The sequence below is a fragment of the Micromonospora sp. WMMD956 genome, assembly GCF_029626125.1.
Classification (GTDB): Bacteria; Actinomycetota; Actinomycetes; order Mycobacteriales; family Micromonosporaceae; genus Micromonospora; species Micromonospora carbonacea.
In genome coordinates, this window is the sequence record NZ_JARUBI010000005.1 from 3,062,871 (window position 1) to 3,078,268 (window position 15,398).

Below are 15,398 nucleotides of genomic sequence, written 5' to 3' on the forward strand. Positions count from 1 at the left end.
TCCCCACCCACTCGGCTCAGCCGCTTTACCCACCCACCACCCACCCCACCCACCCACCCCACCCCGAGCCCGGTGATCAAGAGAAAAGCGTCAGAGTCGATCTCTGCGATGACGCAAACCTCTTGATCGCTGGGCTCGGGGTGGGGGTGGGGTGGGGGTGGGGTGGGTCGTTTCGCGGGGGCGAGCACGAATGTGCCCTTTCTCGGCGGCCTCGGTCAGGCCCTCGGCGCAGAGCAGGAACAACGCGCCGAAAGGTGAACCCGCCAGCGCGTCGCGTCATCGTCCAGCCCGGCCGTCGGGCCGCCAACCTGCGCCCCGGCTGAGCCGCCACCCCCTGACGATTCCTCTGACCTGAGCATCCGGCCAGGGTCGCAGCGCCTCCAGGGCGGCGGCCGTGTGGACTAGCAGGTGTTCGTGGCGGTGGCGGGCGACGATCTGGAGGCCGACCGGGGTGCCGTCGGGGGCGAACCCGGCCGGGACGCTTGCGGTGGGGTGTCCACTGAGGTTGAACGCCCAGGTCAGCGCCACGCTCATCCGGTCGCCCGGCCCGGCGTGGCCGTGCGCCGGGTCGGGGGTGGTGGGGGTGAGCAGCAGGTCGGCGACGGCGAAGAGCCGCGCCAGGCGCGCGTCGTTGCCGGCCCGCAGGCGCGCGGCGGCGGCCCGGTCGTCGGGCGCTCGCAGGGCCCGCCAGGCGGGCGCGGGGTCGGCGAGCGTCAGGTCGTGCGCGACCCATCGGAGGAGGCCCGCGTCGGCGAGCCGGCCGGCGGCGGCACGGGCGGGCCCCGCGACGGCGGGGTCGACCTCGGCGTGGCCGAGCGTGGTCGACCAGACCGCCCGCAGCGGCCCGCCGCCGGCAGGGTCGAGGTCGTGCCGGCCGACGGCTGCGCGGAGGCCGCCGCGAGCCTGGCCGGCGAGGCGGGTGCCGAGAAGGGCGTCGAGATAGGCGGCGGCATCGGCGACCGTACGCGCCAGCGGGCCCGGCGCGTTGAGCCCGGCGGCGTCGGAGGCGGGCAGCAGCCCGTTGGTGATCTTGATGCCGACGACGCCGCACCAGGCGGCGGGGATGCGCACCGAGCCGGCCCCGTCGTTGCCGGTGGCGAGGGGCACGAGCCCGGCGGCGACGGCGGCCGCCGACCCGGCCGACGACCCGCCGGGCGTACGGTCGGCGCGCCAGGGGTTGGCGGTGGGGCCCCGGTCGGTGTGGCCCCACGTCTGCCACGGCGTGCCCCGGGGTACGGCGGTGGCCCCGACCGGGATGCAGCCGGCGGCGACGAGCCGGCGGGCCTGGAGCGAGTCGACCCCCTCGGTGGCCTTGACGCCCAGCGGCACGCCGGCCAGCGGCAGCGGTCCGGCGGCGAGGGCGCGCTCCAACTCGCGGGCGGCGTGCCGGGCCCGCTCCGGCCAGGTCTCGCGGAAGGCCCGCAGCGTGCCGTCGGCGGAGCCGATGCGGGCCAGGGCCGCCTCGACGACGTCGACCGGGCGGAGCCGGCCGGCGTTGACCAGCTCGGCGATCTCGACGGCGCTCCGGGGTGCGGCGGGATCAGCGGAGGAGGCAGGGCCGCCGGGCACGGGGGCACCGTTGGAGCAGGCCGCGCTGCCGGGCGCGGCGGGGCCGTCGGAGTGGGCCGGGCTGCCCGGTGTGGCGGGACCGCCGGGGGCGACTGGGTCGCCGGGGGTGGCGGTGTCCATCACGGGGCCTCGCTCGTCGCCGTGCCGGCGGTCGCGCTCCGCGCCGCCGTCGAGGTGCCGCCGTCGAGCGTAGCGGCGGGGCCGATGGCAGGCGCGGGTGGCGGGCGGGATCATGGGGGCATGAGCGAGGCACCGCCCGAGCGGCAGCGGGTGACGATCAGCGATCCGCAGGTGATGCGCGCCTTGGCCCACCCGGCGCGGCTCGCGATCATGGAACATCTCGCCTCGATCCAGTCGGGGGCCACCGCCACCGAGTGCGCGGAGATCGCCGGCCTGTCGCCGAGCGCGACCAGCTACCACCTGCGCGAGCTGGCGAAGTTCGGCCTGATCGAGCAGGCCCCGAGCCGGGGGGACGCCCGGGAGCGGGTGTGGCGGGCGTTCAGCCCGTCGTACGACGTGGAGGCGGGGCAGGAGGCCGGTTCCGAGGCGCGGGCCGCCGAGCTGGCTCTCGTGGAGGCGCACCTGGCCCGGGACGCGCAGCGCACCCGGGAGTGGTTCCGCCGGATGGCCGGGGAGCCGACGGAGTGGTATCGCGCCGGGTCGTTCAGCGACACCGTGCTGCTGCTCACCGCCGAGGAGCTGTCGGCGCTCAACGAGGCGGTCCAGGATCTGCTGGCACCCTACCGGCGTCGGCTGCGGACCGATCCGCCGGCCGGGGCGCGTTCCGTGGCCATCCAGTACCGGTCGGTGCCCGTGGACTGAACGGGCGGCGACGGGGATTGCCCACACCGGGTGTGAAGGATTATTTTCGAAGTATGTCCTTCGCATCTGGTCGGTCGCGCTGGCCCGACGTCTGGCTCGCCACTGCCGCCCGGGGCATCTCCAGCTGCGGCGACTTCCTGGCCGCGAGCACGCTCACCCTCGCCCTCCAGTCCGCCGGGGCCGGCGGCCCGGCCGTGGCGGGGCTGCTGATCGCCGCCAGCCTGCCGCTCGTCGCCCTCGCCCCGCTGACCGGCCGGCTCGCCGACCGGGTGGACTCCCGCACCCTGCTCGTCGCGGCCGGCGTGGTCCAGGCGGCGATCTGCCTCGCCCTCGCGTACGCCGGACACCCGGCCCTGGTGATCGCCTTGGTGGCGCTGCTGGCCGCCGGGCTCGCGGTCACCCAGCCGGTGCTCGCCGCCCTCGTCCCGGCGATGGTCACGCCCGGGGACCTGCCCCGGGCCAGCGCGCTGAACCAGACGGCCGGCACGCTCGGCGCGCTGGCCGGCCCGGCGCTGGCCGGGCTGCTGGTGGGGCAGTTCGGCACCCGCGTGCCGCTGCTGCTGGACGCCGTCAGCTACCTCGCCCTGGTGGCCGCCGGCCTGCTGATCCGCACCCGTCGGGGCGGCGCCCGCCCGGCCACCACCAAGCCCCGCCCGGCCACCAAGCCCCAACCGACCGCCAAGCCCCGCCCGGCCGTCAAGCCCCAACCGACCGCCAAGCCGCGCCCGGCCGCCGACGCCCACCCGACGCCGGCCCCCGACGGGCCGGCCCGGGGCTGGCGGCTGCGCCCCGACCGGCTGCTGTTCGCCATGGTGGCCTCGCTCGCCGGGGTGGTCGGCGCGGTCGGGGCGATCAACGTGATCGAGGTGTTCTTCATCCGGGAGACGCTGGGCAGCTCCACCACCGTCTACGGGCTCGTCACCGGGGCCTGGCCGCTGGGCATCGTGGCCGGGGCGTGGGCACTCGCCCCGCTGACCCGCCGGCTCACCGACGACGGTCGGCTGCTCGGCGTGGGGCTGCTCCTGCTCGGCGGGTGCTGCCTCGCGGTGCTGGTCTCCGCCGCCGTGCCGTCCGCCTGGTTGCTGGTGCCGATCTGGCTGCTCGGCGGGCTGCTCAACGGCGGCAACAACGTCGTCAGCAACGTGCTGCTGGCCCGCCGGGTGCCCGAGGCGGCGCGCGGCCGGGCGTACGCCGTGCTCGGCGCGGCCGTGCAGGGCGCGGGCATGGTCGGTCTCGCGGTCGGCGGCCTGCTGCTCGACCTGGCCGACCCCCGGCCGCTGGTGGCGGCGTGCGGCACCGTGGGGTTGCTCGCGGTGGCCGCCTTCGCCGTCCCGGTCCTCCGCGCGGCCCGCGCCGACCGGGCCGCGGACGGCCCGGGGCAGCGGCGCGGGGCGGCCCGCGCGGCGGGTGCTAAGCCGTGAGCGACTGCCGGATCCGCGCGTACTCGGCGGCCATCTCCGGATCGGCCAGGAAGTCGTCGAGCTCGGCCGAGACCCGGTAGTCGACCTCCTCCAGGGAGCGGATGGCGAGCTCGTACAGTTCGCCGCGCCGGTGCTCCTCCAGGTAGGTGGTCCAGTGTTCGAGCGCGGTGAGGACGATCAGCAGGCCGGGGTCCATGTCGCCGTCGGCGAGGGTGCCCTCGTCGATGCGGTCCAGGAGGGCGCGCAGTTCGGCCGCGCCGGCCGTGGTGACGGTCTCCAGGGCGGTGGCCAGCGCCGCCCGGGCGTCCTCGTCGAGGTCCTCCTCGTCGGCCTCGTCCACCAGGTCGGCGGTGGTCAGGCGGGTGATGGTCGCCAAGCCGAAGGCGTGCAGTTCGTCCTCGCCGGCGGCGTCGATCAGCTGCTGGATGGCCTTCTCGACCTCTTGGTAGCGCATCGCGTCAGGGTAGTGGCCGGCGGCGGACGCCCGGCGGCCGGTGCCGGCGGTGACCACGGCCGCCGGCCCGCCCGGCTCCTGCCGCGCCCCGGTGTCGGCCCACGGAACGGGCCACCCGGAAACCCGGGTGGCCCGCTCCCGCGTCGTCACGGTCAGAGGTTCAGGCTCCAACTGTTGAGGTAACCGGTGTCGAGGCTCGCCGCGTCCTGGACCCGCAGCCGCCAGCTCCCGTTCGCCACCTCCGAGGAGAGGTTCACGGTGTACGTCTGGTCGATGTTGTCGGTGCCACCGCCGGAGCGGTTGTGCAGCACGTACGCGCTGCCGTCCGGCGCGACCAGGCTGACCACCAGGTCACCGATGTAGGTGTGCACGATGTGCACCTCGACCTTGCTCGCGGTCGAGGGGGTCGCCGCGCAGCCGCTGATCACGATGGCGCTCTCCACCGTCGTGTTGTCGGCGATCGCGACGTCGGTGCCGTTCGTGCCGGAGCAGCCCGGCAGCCCGTTCACCGTGAGGCTCAGCGTGGTGGTCCGGGCGACCGAGGGGGAGGTGCCCACCAGCGTGATCGCCACCGTGCCGCTGCCGGCGGTGGCGGCGGCGGTGACCGTGACCGTGGTCGACCCGCCGGCGGTGACCGACGACGGCGCGAACGACACGCTCACCCCGGCCGGCAGCGGGCCGGTCGAGAAGGTGACCTGCTCGGCGGTGCCCCGGACGACCGTGGTGGCGACCGTGGCGGTGCCCGAGGTGCCCGGGTCCAGGGTCAGCGCCGCCGGGGTGGCCGAGACGGTGAAGTCGTTGGCCGCGCACGACTCGGTGCCGGTGACGTTCACCGACGTCCAGGCGGCCATCACCGCCTTGTACTCGGTGCTGCACAGGCCGTACAGGTCGGTGGCGGCCGACAGGCTGTGCAGGCGCGCGGTGTTGGTCGGCTGCGCGGTGTTCACGTAGCGGGTGTTCGACACGAAGTACGCGTCGAGCGCCCGGAACCAGATCTTCTCCGCCTTCTCCCGGCCGATCCCGGTCACCGGCGGGGCCGACCCGCACAGCGGCGAGGTGCCGTAGGGGGTGACGCCGGAGCCCTCGGCCAGGTTGAAGAAGAAGTGGTTGGCCACGCCCGAGGAGTAGTGCACGTCGAGGCTGTTGGTGCCGGTCGACCAGCAGCCGTGCGACTTGCCGTCCAGCGTCGGGTCGTACATGTAGCGCAGCGGGGTGCCGTTGCCGTTGATGTTGATCTTTTCGCCGACCTGGTAGTCGCCCGGGTCGACCGGGGTGTTGGCGTAGAACTCCACCATGTTGCCGAAGATGTCGCTGGTGGCCTCGTTCAGGCCGCCGGACTCGCCCGAGTAGGTCAGGCCGCCGGGGACCACGTTCTCGGTGACGCCGTGGGACATCTCGTGGCCGGCGACGTCGAGGGCGACCAGCGGCCGGGCGTTGCCCGCGCCGTCGCCGTAGGTCATCTGCGCGCCGTCCCAGAAAGCGTTGACGTACGCGTTGCCGTAGTGCACCCGGCTCGGCACGCCGGTGCCGTTGCCGAAGATGCCGTTGCGGCCGTGCACCTCGGTGAAGTAGTCGAAGGTCGTGGCCGCGCCGAAGTGCGCGTCGACCGCGGCGGACTGCCGGTTCGAGGTCGCGCCGGTGCCCCACACGTTGTCGGCGTCGGTGAAGGTGGTGCAGGTCGAGGTGCCGTTGTTCATGTCGCAGGTGCGCCCGTTGCCCCGGGTCGGGTCGATCATGCTGTACGTCGAACCGGACAGGGTGGTGTCGATCGAGACCGGGCCGGCGTAGATGCTGTTGCCGGTGCCGACGACGGACTCGATCTCGTCGAAGGAGCCGATCCGGGCGCCGGTCAGCGCGTCACTGATCACGTGCAGCCTGGCGGGGGTCTGGCCGTCCGGGGCCCAGCCGGTCACCACCGTCTCCCAGGCGAGCCGCCCGGTTCCGCTGCTGGCGTCGACGAACAGCTCCGCCGGGCCGGTGCCGGTGACCCTGCCGGAGAACCCGGCGACCGCGGCCTTGCGGGCCTTCGCGGCGCTGATCTTCGGGGTGGTGGCGAGGCTCAGCGGGGCGGCCAGGCCGACCGAACTCCCCGCGTAGTCGCCGTCGGCCTCGGTGCGGATGACGACGTCCCCGCCGTAGACGCGGAGCCCGTCGTAGGTGCGGGTGTAGCGGACCACGCCCCGGCCCTCGGCGTCCCGCTTGCTGCTGTGCACCGTGTAGCGGTCCTTCGCCGAGGACCTGACGGCCCGGGAGTGCTCCTTCAGGGCGGTGTCGGCGGCGGCGACCAGCGCCGGTCCCGGGGTGGATGGCGGGGCGGCGGACGCGCTCGTGGTGGTGACCACGAGGCCGCTGCCGACCAGCATGGTGACGCCGGCCAGCGCCAGGGCTGATCTCAAGATGACCTCCCCAATACGAGATGCACTCGCATCTGTCGATAGCGAGATCCTCGTCCGCCGGGGACGGACTGGGAATACGGTCATCGATGGATAAACATACCGACTTGTCCATCCCGGCGGTGGTATGACCGGCGGGCCGCCATGGTCGACGGGAGGGGCGACGGGCGCGACGCCGTGCGGGATTGGCCACTCCGCGGCCCACCCGCTGAGCCCGGCCGGCAGGGCGGGGATACGGTCGCAGCATGGCTGACCGCATCGCCCGTCCCCGGGTCGGACACATCCAGTTCCTGAACTGCCTGCCGATCTACTGGGGCCTGATGCGTTCCGGCGCGCTGATCGACGTCGACCTGCACAAGGACTCGCCGGACCGGCTGAGCGCCGCGCTGGTCGCCGGTGACCTGGACATCGGGCCGATCTCGCACGTCGAATACCTGCGCCACGCCGACGAGCTGCTGCTCCTGCCCGACCTGGCGGTCGGCAGTGACGGCCCGGTGCTCTCGGTCAACATGGTGTCCACCAGGCCCCTCGCCGAGCTGGGCGGCGGCCGGGTGGCCCTCGGCTCGACGTCGCGCACCGGCGTCCTGCTCGCCCGGCTGCTGCTCGGCGAGCGGTACGGCGTCCACCCCGACTACTTCCGCTGCCCGCCCGACCTGACGCAGATGCTGCTGGAGGCGGACGCCGGGGTGCTGATCGGCGACGTGGCGCTGCGGGCGCTGTACGAGGCCCCGCAGCGGGGGCTGGAGGTCACCGACCTCGGGCAGGCCTGGCGGGACTGGACGGGGCTGCCGATGGTCTTCGCCGTCTGGGCGGTGCGCCGGGAGTTCGCCGCCGCCCACCCCGGCCTGGTCAAGGAGGTGCACGAGGCGTTCCTGCGCTCCCGCGACCTGTGTCTGGCCGAGCTGGACCAGGTCGCCGAGGCCGCCGCCCGGTGGGAGTCGTTCGACGCCGCCACCCTGGCCACGTACTTCCGGGCGCTGGACTTCTCGCTCGGCGAGCGGCAGGTGGCCGGGCTGCGCGAGTTCGCCCGCCGGGCCGCCGAGATCGGCGAGGCCCCGCCGCTGCCGGCGGACGGCCCCCGGTTCTTCGCCGGCTGAGGCAGCCGACCCGGCGTCCGCCGGGACCGACCGCCGCCCGGTCCGGTGCACGCCGCGACCGCCGCCGGGAGGAGACGGTCGCGGGGCACGCGTCAGGTGCCGGAGCGCAGCACCGCCTCGGTGATCTTCTGGCAGTTCTTCATGCCGTACTCGTAGCCCATGTTGATCGGGTAGCGGACCATCACGCCCATCGTCCAGTTGTCGCCGATGGCCAGGCAGTTGATGTGCATCTCCTGCTCGCGGGTCCGGTCGATCCAGCCGTTCTTGATGGCGATCTTCTTCCGCTCGGCCGCCGGGAACGCCTTGCGGATGCCGAAGTCACCGGAGCCGCGCACCAGCCGCATCTCGTTGATCAGCCACTTGGTCCACTCCGGCCCGGCCGCCCGCCCGTCCTTGATGCAGGCGCCGAGGCGCGCCGTGTCCCGGGGCGAGAGGTTCGTCCGGCTCCAGCCGCCGTCGGCGGCGACGCTGCTGTCGGTGGTCTTGCAGATGGAGATCATCCGCTTGATCGACGCGGACCGGCCCACGGAGTTGTAGAACTGCTCGGCGCGGGTGTTGTCACTGTCGCGGATGATCAGGCTGGCGTCGGCGAGCTTGGCGTCGCTGGGCTTCTGCCCCGCCTCGTCGGTGCGTCGCAGGTAGTCGGCGACGATCCAGGACTTGATCAGCGACGCGGTGGTGCTGGTCTCGTCCATGTTCTTCGAGCCGATGATCTCGCCGGTGCGGGTGTCCAGGACGCTCCAGGCGTACCAGCCCTCGATGTCGAGGTCGATCTGCTTGTCGGCGAACGGCAGCGGCTCAAGCGTCGGCGAGGGGCTGGGCGAGGCGGTGGGACGCGACTTACGGTCCGAGGCCGTGTCGGCGGCGCGGTCGACGGGCGCGGACGCGTCGCCCCACTGCGCGGCGGCGGTCGACGCCATCGGCGAGCCGGGCAGCAGCCGCAGCGACACCAGCACGAGCCCGATCAGGACGGCCGCGACCGCGATCAGCCGCAGCGGCGACGCCTCGCCCCGCGCCGGGCCCTTGCGCGCCGAGCCCTCCCGCGCCGGGTCTCCACCGCCGGCCCGGCGGCGGCTGCCCGCCATCAGAGCTTGCCGATCGGCTGCTGCGGCACCTTCAGGGCGGCGCCGGGCTGGGGGGTGACCAGCTGGGTGGTGACGCTGGCGCAGACCTTCGCACCGTACGACAGCCCCAACTTCTGCGGGTAGCGCAACATGACGGCGAGGCTCCACTTCTCGGTGACCGCAAGACAGTTCACGTGCCAGTTGCCGTCGTAGTTCAACGGTGTCCAGCCGTTCTTGATGCTGACCGGCCCCTGGGCCTTGATCTCGGCGGGCAGGCCGTCGACGATGCCCCACTTGCCGCCGCCGGAGCGCTGCCGCTGATCCTTGACGCTGCCCCGCACCTTACTCATCTCGTCCAGCAGGTAGGGCGTCCACTTCGCGCCGGCGGCCTTGCCGTCGCCGATGCAGTCGCCGAGCCGGACGGCGTCGCGGGGGGACATCTGGGTGAAGCTCCACCACCCGATGTACGGGCGCACGTTGCCGGGTCCGGTGTCGGTCAGCCGGCAGATCTTGATCATCCGTTCGATCGAGTCTTCCCGGCCGGCAACTTTGTACAACAAGTTGGCGGCATCGTCGTCGCTGTCCCGGATGGCGGCGCTGATCGTCTTCTTCAGCGTGGCCGTCAGCTCCCTGCCGCCGAGCTGCCGCAGGTAGTCGGCCGCGAACCATGCTTTGATCATCGACTCGGTCGAGCTGGTCCTGGTCAGGTTCTTCGAGCCGGAGATGCTGCCGCTCTCGCGGTCCATCAGGGCCCAGGAGAAGAACTCGCCGGTGAAGTTCACCGAGACGGGGCCGGCGGCCAGGGTCGGCGGCGGCGGGGCGGTCGGCTCGGGGGCCGCCACGGCTTCCGCTTCGCCCCCGCCGGATCCGTCGTCGTCGCCGGAGAGCTTGGCGTACGCGGCGGGCACCAGCATGGCGCTGCCGACGAGGATCGCCACGACGGCGAGCACCAGGGCCACGCGAGGTCGCATGAGTGGGTGAGCTCCAGATGTCAGGGGCCGGGGGGACCGACTGCTTTCCGAACTGGTTCGTCCTGATCGCTGGGGGCCGGGGGAGTGGCCCGCGTCACACGCCGGCGGTCGTCGCAGCCGGTCGGTGTGACCGGGAAAGTCTACGTCCGGATGGCCGACACGCCAGGAACCGACGCCTGTCAAGTCGCTATGAAGGCGGGATTGTGACCTGTTATGCCGGTCTTGGGGGGATTCATCTCTGCTTAGTGACCCATGTCATACCTGCGCGCTGGCCTGGGTCAATACGAAAAGGGGTCGACCCGTGACGGAAGGTGTGTTTGGAAACCTGTGACACCCTCTGGTGTCGACGGGTGCGAGCTGTAACACTTGTGGTCATGTATGGCAACGACTTCTCCGCCCCGGAGGACGCGCCCGGCGGTGGCCTGCTCGGCGAGGTGGCGGCGGCGGAGGCGGCGCTGCGCGAGGCGGCGGCCCGGCAGCGGGGCGGCGACGCCCCCGGCCCCGACGCCGACCTGGAGGCATACTTCGCCGACGTCATCGACGCCGACCAGAAGATCGAGCCCCGTGACTGGATGCCCGAGGCGTACCGGAAGACGTTGATCCGACAGATCGCCCAGCACGCGCACTCCGAGATCATCGGGATGCAGCCGGAGGGCAACTGGATCAGCCGCGCCCCCTCGCTCAAGCGCAAGGCCATCCTGCTGGCCAAGGTCCAGGACGAGGCCGGGCACGGCCTCTACCTGTACGCCGCCGCCGAGACCCTCGGCGTCAGTCGGGACGAGCTGGTGCAGCTCCTGCTCGACGGGCGGCAGAAATACAGCTCGATCTTCAACTACCCGACCCTGAGCTGGGCCGACGTGGGGGTGATCGGCTGGCTGGTCGACGGCGCGGCGATCGTCAACCAGGTGCCGCTGTGCCGCTGCTCCTACGGCCCGTACGCGCGGGCCATGATCCGGGTCTGCAAGGAGGAGTCGTTCCACCAGCGCCAGGGCTACGAGATCCTGCACACCCTCGCCCACGGCACCCCGGAGCAGAAGGCCATGGCCCAGGACGCGGTGGACCGCTGGTGGTATCCGTCGCTGGCCATGTTCGGCCCGCCCGACGGCGACTCCACCCACTCCGCCCGGTCGATGGCGTGGAAGATCAAGCGGTTCTCCAACGACGAGCTGCGCCAGCGCTTCGTCGACATGTGCGTGCAGCAGGCAAAGATCCTCGGCCTCACCCTGCCCGACCCCGACCTGCGCTGGAACGAGCAGCGCCAGGCCTACGACTTCACCGAGCCGGACTACGCCGAGCTGATGCGGGTGATCTCCGGCGAGGGCCCGTGCAACCGGGAGCGGATGGAGCACCGCCGCCGCGCCCACGCCGAGGGCGCGTGGGTCCGCGAGGCCGCCGCCGCGTACGCCGCGAAGCGGTCGGCCGCGAGAGAGGTGGTGGCGGCATGAGCGGCATCGACAGCCCGAACCCGCTGTGGGAGGTCTTCGTGCGGGCCCGGCGCGGCCTGGCGCACACCCACGTCGGCAGCCTGCACGCCCCCGACGCCGAGCTGGCCCTGCGCAACGCCCGGGACCTCTACACCCGCCGCCAGGAGGGGGTGTCGATCTGGGTGGTGCCGGCCGCCGCGATCACCGCGTCCAGCCCCGACGAGAAGGACGCCTTCTTCGACCCGGCGGCCGACAAGGTCTACCGCCACCCCACCTTCTACGAGGTGCCGGACGGGGTGGCCCACCTGTGAGGCAGCCCTTCGACTTCGCCCTCGCCCTCGGCGACGACGCGCTGGTCGCCGCGCAGCGCCTCGGCGAGTGGACCAGCCGCGCCCCGGAGATGGAGGAGGACGTCGCGCTGGCCAACATCGCCCTCGACCAGCTCGGGGCGGCCCGGCTCCTGCTCACCTACGCGGGCGAGCTGGAGGGGGCGGGCCGCGACGAGGACGCGCTGGCATACCTGCGCGACGACCGGGAGTTCCGCAACTGCCTGCTGGTCGAGCTGCCCAACGGCGACTTCGCGGTGACCATGGCAAAGCTGCTGTTCCTGTCCGCCTACCAGCTCCCGCTCTATTCCGCGCTGGCCGGGTGCGCCGACGAGCGGCTCGCCGCGATCGGGGCGAAGGCGCGCAAGGAGTCCGCCTACCACCGGGACCACGCCGCGCTGTGGGTGCGCCGGCTCGGCGACGGCACCGCCGAGTCGCACCGCCGCATGCAGGCCGCCGTCGACCACGTCTGGCCGTACGCGCACGAGCTGTTCGCGCCGTGGCCGGGCGCCCCGGTCGACCCGGCCGGCCTGCGCGGCGACTTCGACGCGTACGTCGGGCCGGTGCTGGCCGAGGCGACCCTGACCCGGCCGGCGGACGGCTGGGCCCCGGCCGGCGGGCGGGACGGCGTGCACACCGAGCACCTGTCCTACCTCCTGGCGGAGATGCAGGTGCTGCACCGCGCCCACCCGGGGGCGACGTGGTAGACCCGAGGGACGCCGTGGCGGCGGTGGTGGACCCGGAGATCCGGGTGATCACCATCGACGAGCTGGGCATCCTGCGGGCGGTCGAGAAGGACCCGGCCACCGGCCGGGTCACCGTGACCATCACCCCCACCTACACCGGCTGCCCGGCGATGGACGTGATCCGGGCCGACATCCGGCGGGCGCTGGCCGCCGCCGGGCACCCCGACGCCGACGTCCGCACGGTCTACAGCCCGGCGTGGAGCACCGACTGGATCTCCGCCGCGGGCCGGGCCAAGCTGGCCGCCGCCGGCATCGCCCCGCCGCCCGCGACCCCGGGCGGGGCCGCCCCGGCCGCCGGGGCCGGCACGGTCGTGCCGCTGACCCTCGCCGTCCGCTGCCCGCTCTGCGGCTCGGCGGAGACCGAGCAGGTCAGCCGGTTCGGCTCCACGGCCTGCAAGGCCCTGTGGCGCTGCCGCGCCTGCCGCGAACCCTTCGACCACCTGAAGGCGCTGTGACTGTCACGATCACCCGCCCGGCCCGCCGCCGGCCGGCCTTCCACCCGCTGCCCGTCGCCGCCGTCGACCGGCTCACCGCCGACGCCGTGGCGATCACCTTCGCCGTGCCGGAGGAGCTGCGGGCGCTCTTCACGTTCACCGCCGGCCAGCACCTCACCGTGCGCCTGCCCGCCAGCGCCCCGGGCGCTACCGGCTCCGGCGCGGCCGGCGGGGCGGACGTGCGGCGGTCGTACTCGATCTGCTCGACGCCCGACGACCTGGCCCGGCACGGTCGGCTGCGGATCGGGGTGCGGGAGGTCCCCGGCGGCGCGTTCTCGGCCTACGCCTGCTCGGTGCTGCGGCACGGCGACACCGTCGAGGTGCTGCCGCCGCTCGGGCACTTCACCACGGCGTTCGACCCGGGCCGGACCCGCCGCTACGGCGCGGTCGCCGCCGGCTCCGGCATCACCCCGGTGCTCGCGCTGGTCGCCACGGCCCTGGCCGTCGAGCCGGCCAGCACCTTCACCCTGGTGTACGGCAACCGCACGGCCAACTCCGTGATGTTCGCCGAGGAGCTGGCCGACCTGAAGGACCGCTACCCGACGCGGCTGCACCTGGTGCACGTGCTGTCCCGGGAGCCCGGCGAGTCGCCGCTGCTGTCGGGGCGGATCGACGCCGACCGGCTGGGCCGCCTGCTGGACACGATCGTGCCGGGCGACGCGATCGAGGAGTGGTTCCTCTGCGGCCCGTACGGCATGGTGGTCGACGCGAAGGCGGTGCTCGCCGCGCGGGGCCTGCCGGAGTCGGCGGTGCACGCGGAGCTGTTCCACGTCGCCGAGACGCCCGCGCCGACGCAGCGCCGCCCCGCCGGGCCGACCGGGGACGCCGAGGTGACGATCGTGCTGGACGGCCGGGCGTCGACCTTCCCGATGGGCCGCGAGGAACGGGTCCTCGACGCGGCGCTGCGGGTGCGCGGCGAGCTGCCGTACGCGTGCAAGGGCGGGGTCTGCTCGACCTGCCGGGCGAAGGTGGTCTCGGGCGCGGTGACAATGGCCCGCAACTACGCCCTGGAGCCGGACGAGGTCGCCGCCGGGTACGTGCTGACCTGCCAGTCCACCCCCACCAGCGACACCCTCACCGTCGACTACGACGCGTAGCCGGCGCGGCGGGGCCGCTGGCGGCTTCGTGGAGTGACCGCCGTGCTGGTATGACAGGCGGCGTGGACAAGCGACGGGCCATCGTGGTCGGTAACAGTGACGGCATCGGGCTGGCGGTCACCCGTCGGCTGCTGGCCGACGGCTGGACGGTGGCGGGCCTGTCGCGCAGCAGCAGCCCGTTGACGGGCAACGGCTACGCCCACCACCGCACCGACGTCACCGATGCCGGCTACCGCGAGGTGCTCGCCGGGGCGCTGGACACCCTCGGCGGGGTCGAGGTCTGCATCTACGCCGCCGGGATCGGTGACTTCTTCGACGTGGACGGCCTGGCCGCGCAGACCAGGGCGCTGGAGGTCAACCTCGTCGGCGCCGCGCGCACCGTGGAGGTGGTGGTGCCGGCCATGGCCCGCGCCGGGGCGGGGCACGTGGTCGGCCTGTCGAGCCTCGCCGACGTGGCACCCTCGGCCGAGGCGCCCGGCTACGCCGCCGGCAAGGCCGGGCTGTCGTCGTACCTGCTGGGGCTGGGCGGGGCCCTGCGGTCCCATGGGGTGCGGGTCAGCGTCGTCCGGTTCGGTTTCGTCGACACCAAGATGGCCAAGGCGCGGGTCAAGCCGATGATGCTGTCGGTGGACCAGGCCGCCGACGTGGTGCTGGACTGCCTGCGTACCCGCGCGGCGGTCGTCTCACGGCCGCGACGGATGGCGGCGCTGGCGCGTACCGGCGGGGTGGTGTTGAACGTGCGGGCGCGCCGGTGAGATCGGCCGCAGCGGTGAAGTCGGCCGCGACGGCGGCTGGCCAGGCTTTGTTACGGTCACGCCAGCAGCGTCGGTCGGACTGGGAGCGATGATGGAGAAGAGGCACGTCGGCACGTTGGTCGTCGTACTGGCTGTCGTGGCGGTCGTCGGAGCGGTCGGCGGCACCTACCTGGCCACCCGGGGCGACAGCGCGACGACGGACCGCACCGTGGACGCCGGCAGCACCATGGACGCGGGCCGGCAGACGGGCGGACCCGAAGCCGACGGGGGAGCCGCCCCGGCCCAGCCGGCGCGCCCGTCGTCCGGCGCCACCACGGCCTCGCCCGATTCCTCCGACTCCTCGGGCTCATCGGGTTCGTCGGGTGGGGGGACGCGGACGTACCGCCTCGACCGGACCTTCTACAACCAGTCGTCGATGACGGTCACCCTGGTCAGCGCCGAGGTGACCGGGAGCAAGCTGCGGCTGAACGTCCGCTACCGCAACGGCTCGGCGACGGCCCCCTGGGCGCTGGAGTGCTCGCCCGTCGACGAGGACCGCGAGTTGGTGCTGCTCACCCTGGCCGACGGCCGGACCGTGCGCCCGGAGAGCACCTACTGCTCCACCCGGCCCGGCGAGTCGATCGAGCTCGCGCCCGGCCGTGACCTGGCCAGTTGGGCCGTGTTCCCGGTCGCGCCGCAGGCCGGCTCGTCGCTCGACCTGTCCTGGTACGACTTCCCCGCCACCGACCTCACCCTCCGCTGACGCGCCACCCGGCACCGGGGCGG

General features: G+C 73.6%; 15 protein-coding genes. 10 read left to right on the plus strand and 5 right to left on the minus strand.

The window, feature by feature from the left end; all coding sequences use genetic code 11:
- Positions 1 to 276: 276 nt before the first annotated feature.
- Entirely contained in the window at positions 277 to 1,803 is a 1,527-nt protein-coding gene (locus O7628_RS14140; RefSeq protein WP_278130960.1) for an amidase, read from the minus strand.
- Between the two features lie 6 nt (positions 1,804 to 1,809).
- Between O7628_RS14140 and O7628_RS14145 the strand changes: the two genes are divergently transcribed.
- Both O7628_RS14145 and O7628_RS14150 read left to right on the plus strand, forming a co-directional pair.
- Positions 1,810 to 2,391, plus strand: a complete 582-nt coding sequence (locus O7628_RS14145; protein WP_278130962.1) for a winged helix-turn-helix domain-containing protein — start codon at positions 1,810 to 1,812, stop codon at positions 2,389 to 2,391.
- A gap of 53 nt (positions 2,392 to 2,444) precedes the next feature.
- Positions 2,445 to 3,812, plus strand: a complete 1,368-nt coding sequence (locus O7628_RS14150; protein WP_278130964.1) for an MFS transporter — start codon at positions 2,445 to 2,447, stop codon at positions 3,810 to 3,812.
- On the opposite strand, the gene O7628_RS14155 is transcribed toward O7628_RS14150, so the two are convergent.
- Complete coding sequence (locus tag O7628_RS14155) at positions 3,802 to 4,416, minus strand: hypothetical protein (protein WP_278130966.1); 615 nt, start codon at positions 4,414 to 4,416, stop codon at positions 3,802 to 3,804. The genes O7628_RS14150 and O7628_RS14155 overlap by 11 nt on opposite strands.
- Before the next feature lie 2 nt (positions 4,417 to 4,418).
- Positions 4,419 to 6,662, minus strand: coding sequence for a M4 family metallopeptidase (locus O7628_RS14160; protein ID WP_278130967.1), 2,244 nt, complete (start codon positions 6,660 to 6,662; stop codon positions 4,419 to 4,421).
- Between the two features lie 242 nt (positions 6,663 to 6,904).
- Between O7628_RS14160 and O7628_RS14165 the strand changes: the two genes are divergently transcribed.
- Positions 6,905 to 7,756 carry a menaquinone biosynthesis protein gene (locus O7628_RS14165; RefSeq protein WP_178062961.1) on the plus strand — a complete coding sequence of 284 codons (852 nt, stop codon included), beginning with the start codon at positions 6,905 to 6,907 and terminating at the stop codon, positions 7,754 to 7,756.
- A gap of 92 nt (positions 7,757 to 7,848) precedes the next feature.
- Here O7628_RS14165 and O7628_RS14170 read toward each other — a convergent pair whose 3' ends face one another.
- The gene (locus tag O7628_RS14170; protein ID WP_278130970.1) at positions 7,849 to 8,841 is read right to left on the minus strand and encodes a hypothetical protein; all 993 of its coding nucleotides are present in this window, start codon (positions 8,839 to 8,841) and stop codon (positions 7,849 to 7,851) included.
- Entirely contained in the window at positions 8,841 to 9,791 is a 951-nt protein-coding gene (locus O7628_RS14175; protein WP_278130971.1) for a hypothetical protein, read from the minus strand. Before O7628_RS14175 ends, O7628_RS14170 begins: the two co-directional genes overlap by 1 nt.
- A 374-nt stretch (positions 9,792 to 10,165) precedes the next feature.
- Here O7628_RS14175 and paaA point away from each other — a divergent pair, with 374 nt between their 5' ends.
- The 7 genes from paaA (at position 10,166) to O7628_RS14210 (ending at position 15,375) form a co-directional block, all read left to right on the plus strand.
- A complete protein-coding gene (gene paaA, locus O7628_RS14180; RefSeq protein WP_278130972.1) occupies positions 10,166 to 11,236 on the plus strand; it encodes a 1,2-phenylacetyl-CoA epoxidase subunit PaaA in 1,071 nt (356 codons plus the stop codon).
- On the plus strand, positions 11,233 to 11,526 hold the full coding sequence (gene paaB, locus O7628_RS14185; protein ID WP_278130974.1) for a 1,2-phenylacetyl-CoA epoxidase subunit PaaB: 294 nt from the start codon (positions 11,233 to 11,235) through the stop codon (positions 11,524 to 11,526). Before paaA ends, paaB begins: the two co-directional genes overlap by 4 nt.
- The gene (gene paaC / locus O7628_RS14190) at positions 11,523 to 12,248 is read left to right on the plus strand and encodes a 1,2-phenylacetyl-CoA epoxidase subunit PaaC (RefSeq protein WP_278130976.1); all 726 of its coding nucleotides are present in this window, start codon (positions 11,523 to 11,525) and stop codon (positions 12,246 to 12,248) included. Before paaB ends, paaC begins: the two co-directional genes overlap by 4 nt.
- Positions 12,242 to 12,742 carry a 1,2-phenylacetyl-CoA epoxidase subunit PaaD gene (gene paaD / locus O7628_RS14195; protein WP_278130978.1) on the plus strand — a complete coding sequence of 167 codons (501 nt, stop codon included), beginning with the start codon at positions 12,242 to 12,244 and terminating at the stop codon, positions 12,740 to 12,742. Before paaC ends, paaD begins: the two co-directional genes overlap by 7 nt.
- Complete coding sequence (gene paaE / locus O7628_RS14200; protein WP_278130980.1) at positions 12,739 to 13,878, plus strand: 1,2-phenylacetyl-CoA epoxidase subunit PaaE; 1,140 nt, start codon at positions 12,739 to 12,741, stop codon at positions 13,876 to 13,878. The genes paaD and paaE overlap by 4 nt, the downstream gene beginning before the upstream one ends.
- A gap of 62 nt (positions 13,879 to 13,940) precedes the next feature.
- On the plus strand, positions 13,941 to 14,633 hold the full coding sequence (locus O7628_RS14205) for an SDR family NAD(P)-dependent oxidoreductase (RefSeq protein WP_278130982.1): 693 nt from the start codon (positions 13,941 to 13,943) through the stop codon (positions 14,631 to 14,633).
- 91 nt (positions 14,634 to 14,724) lie between these two features.
- A complete protein-coding gene (locus tag O7628_RS14210) occupies positions 14,725 to 15,375 on the plus strand; it encodes a hypothetical protein (RefSeq protein ID WP_278130984.1) in 651 nt (216 codons plus the stop codon).
- Positions 15,376 to 15,398: the final 23 nt, after the last annotated feature.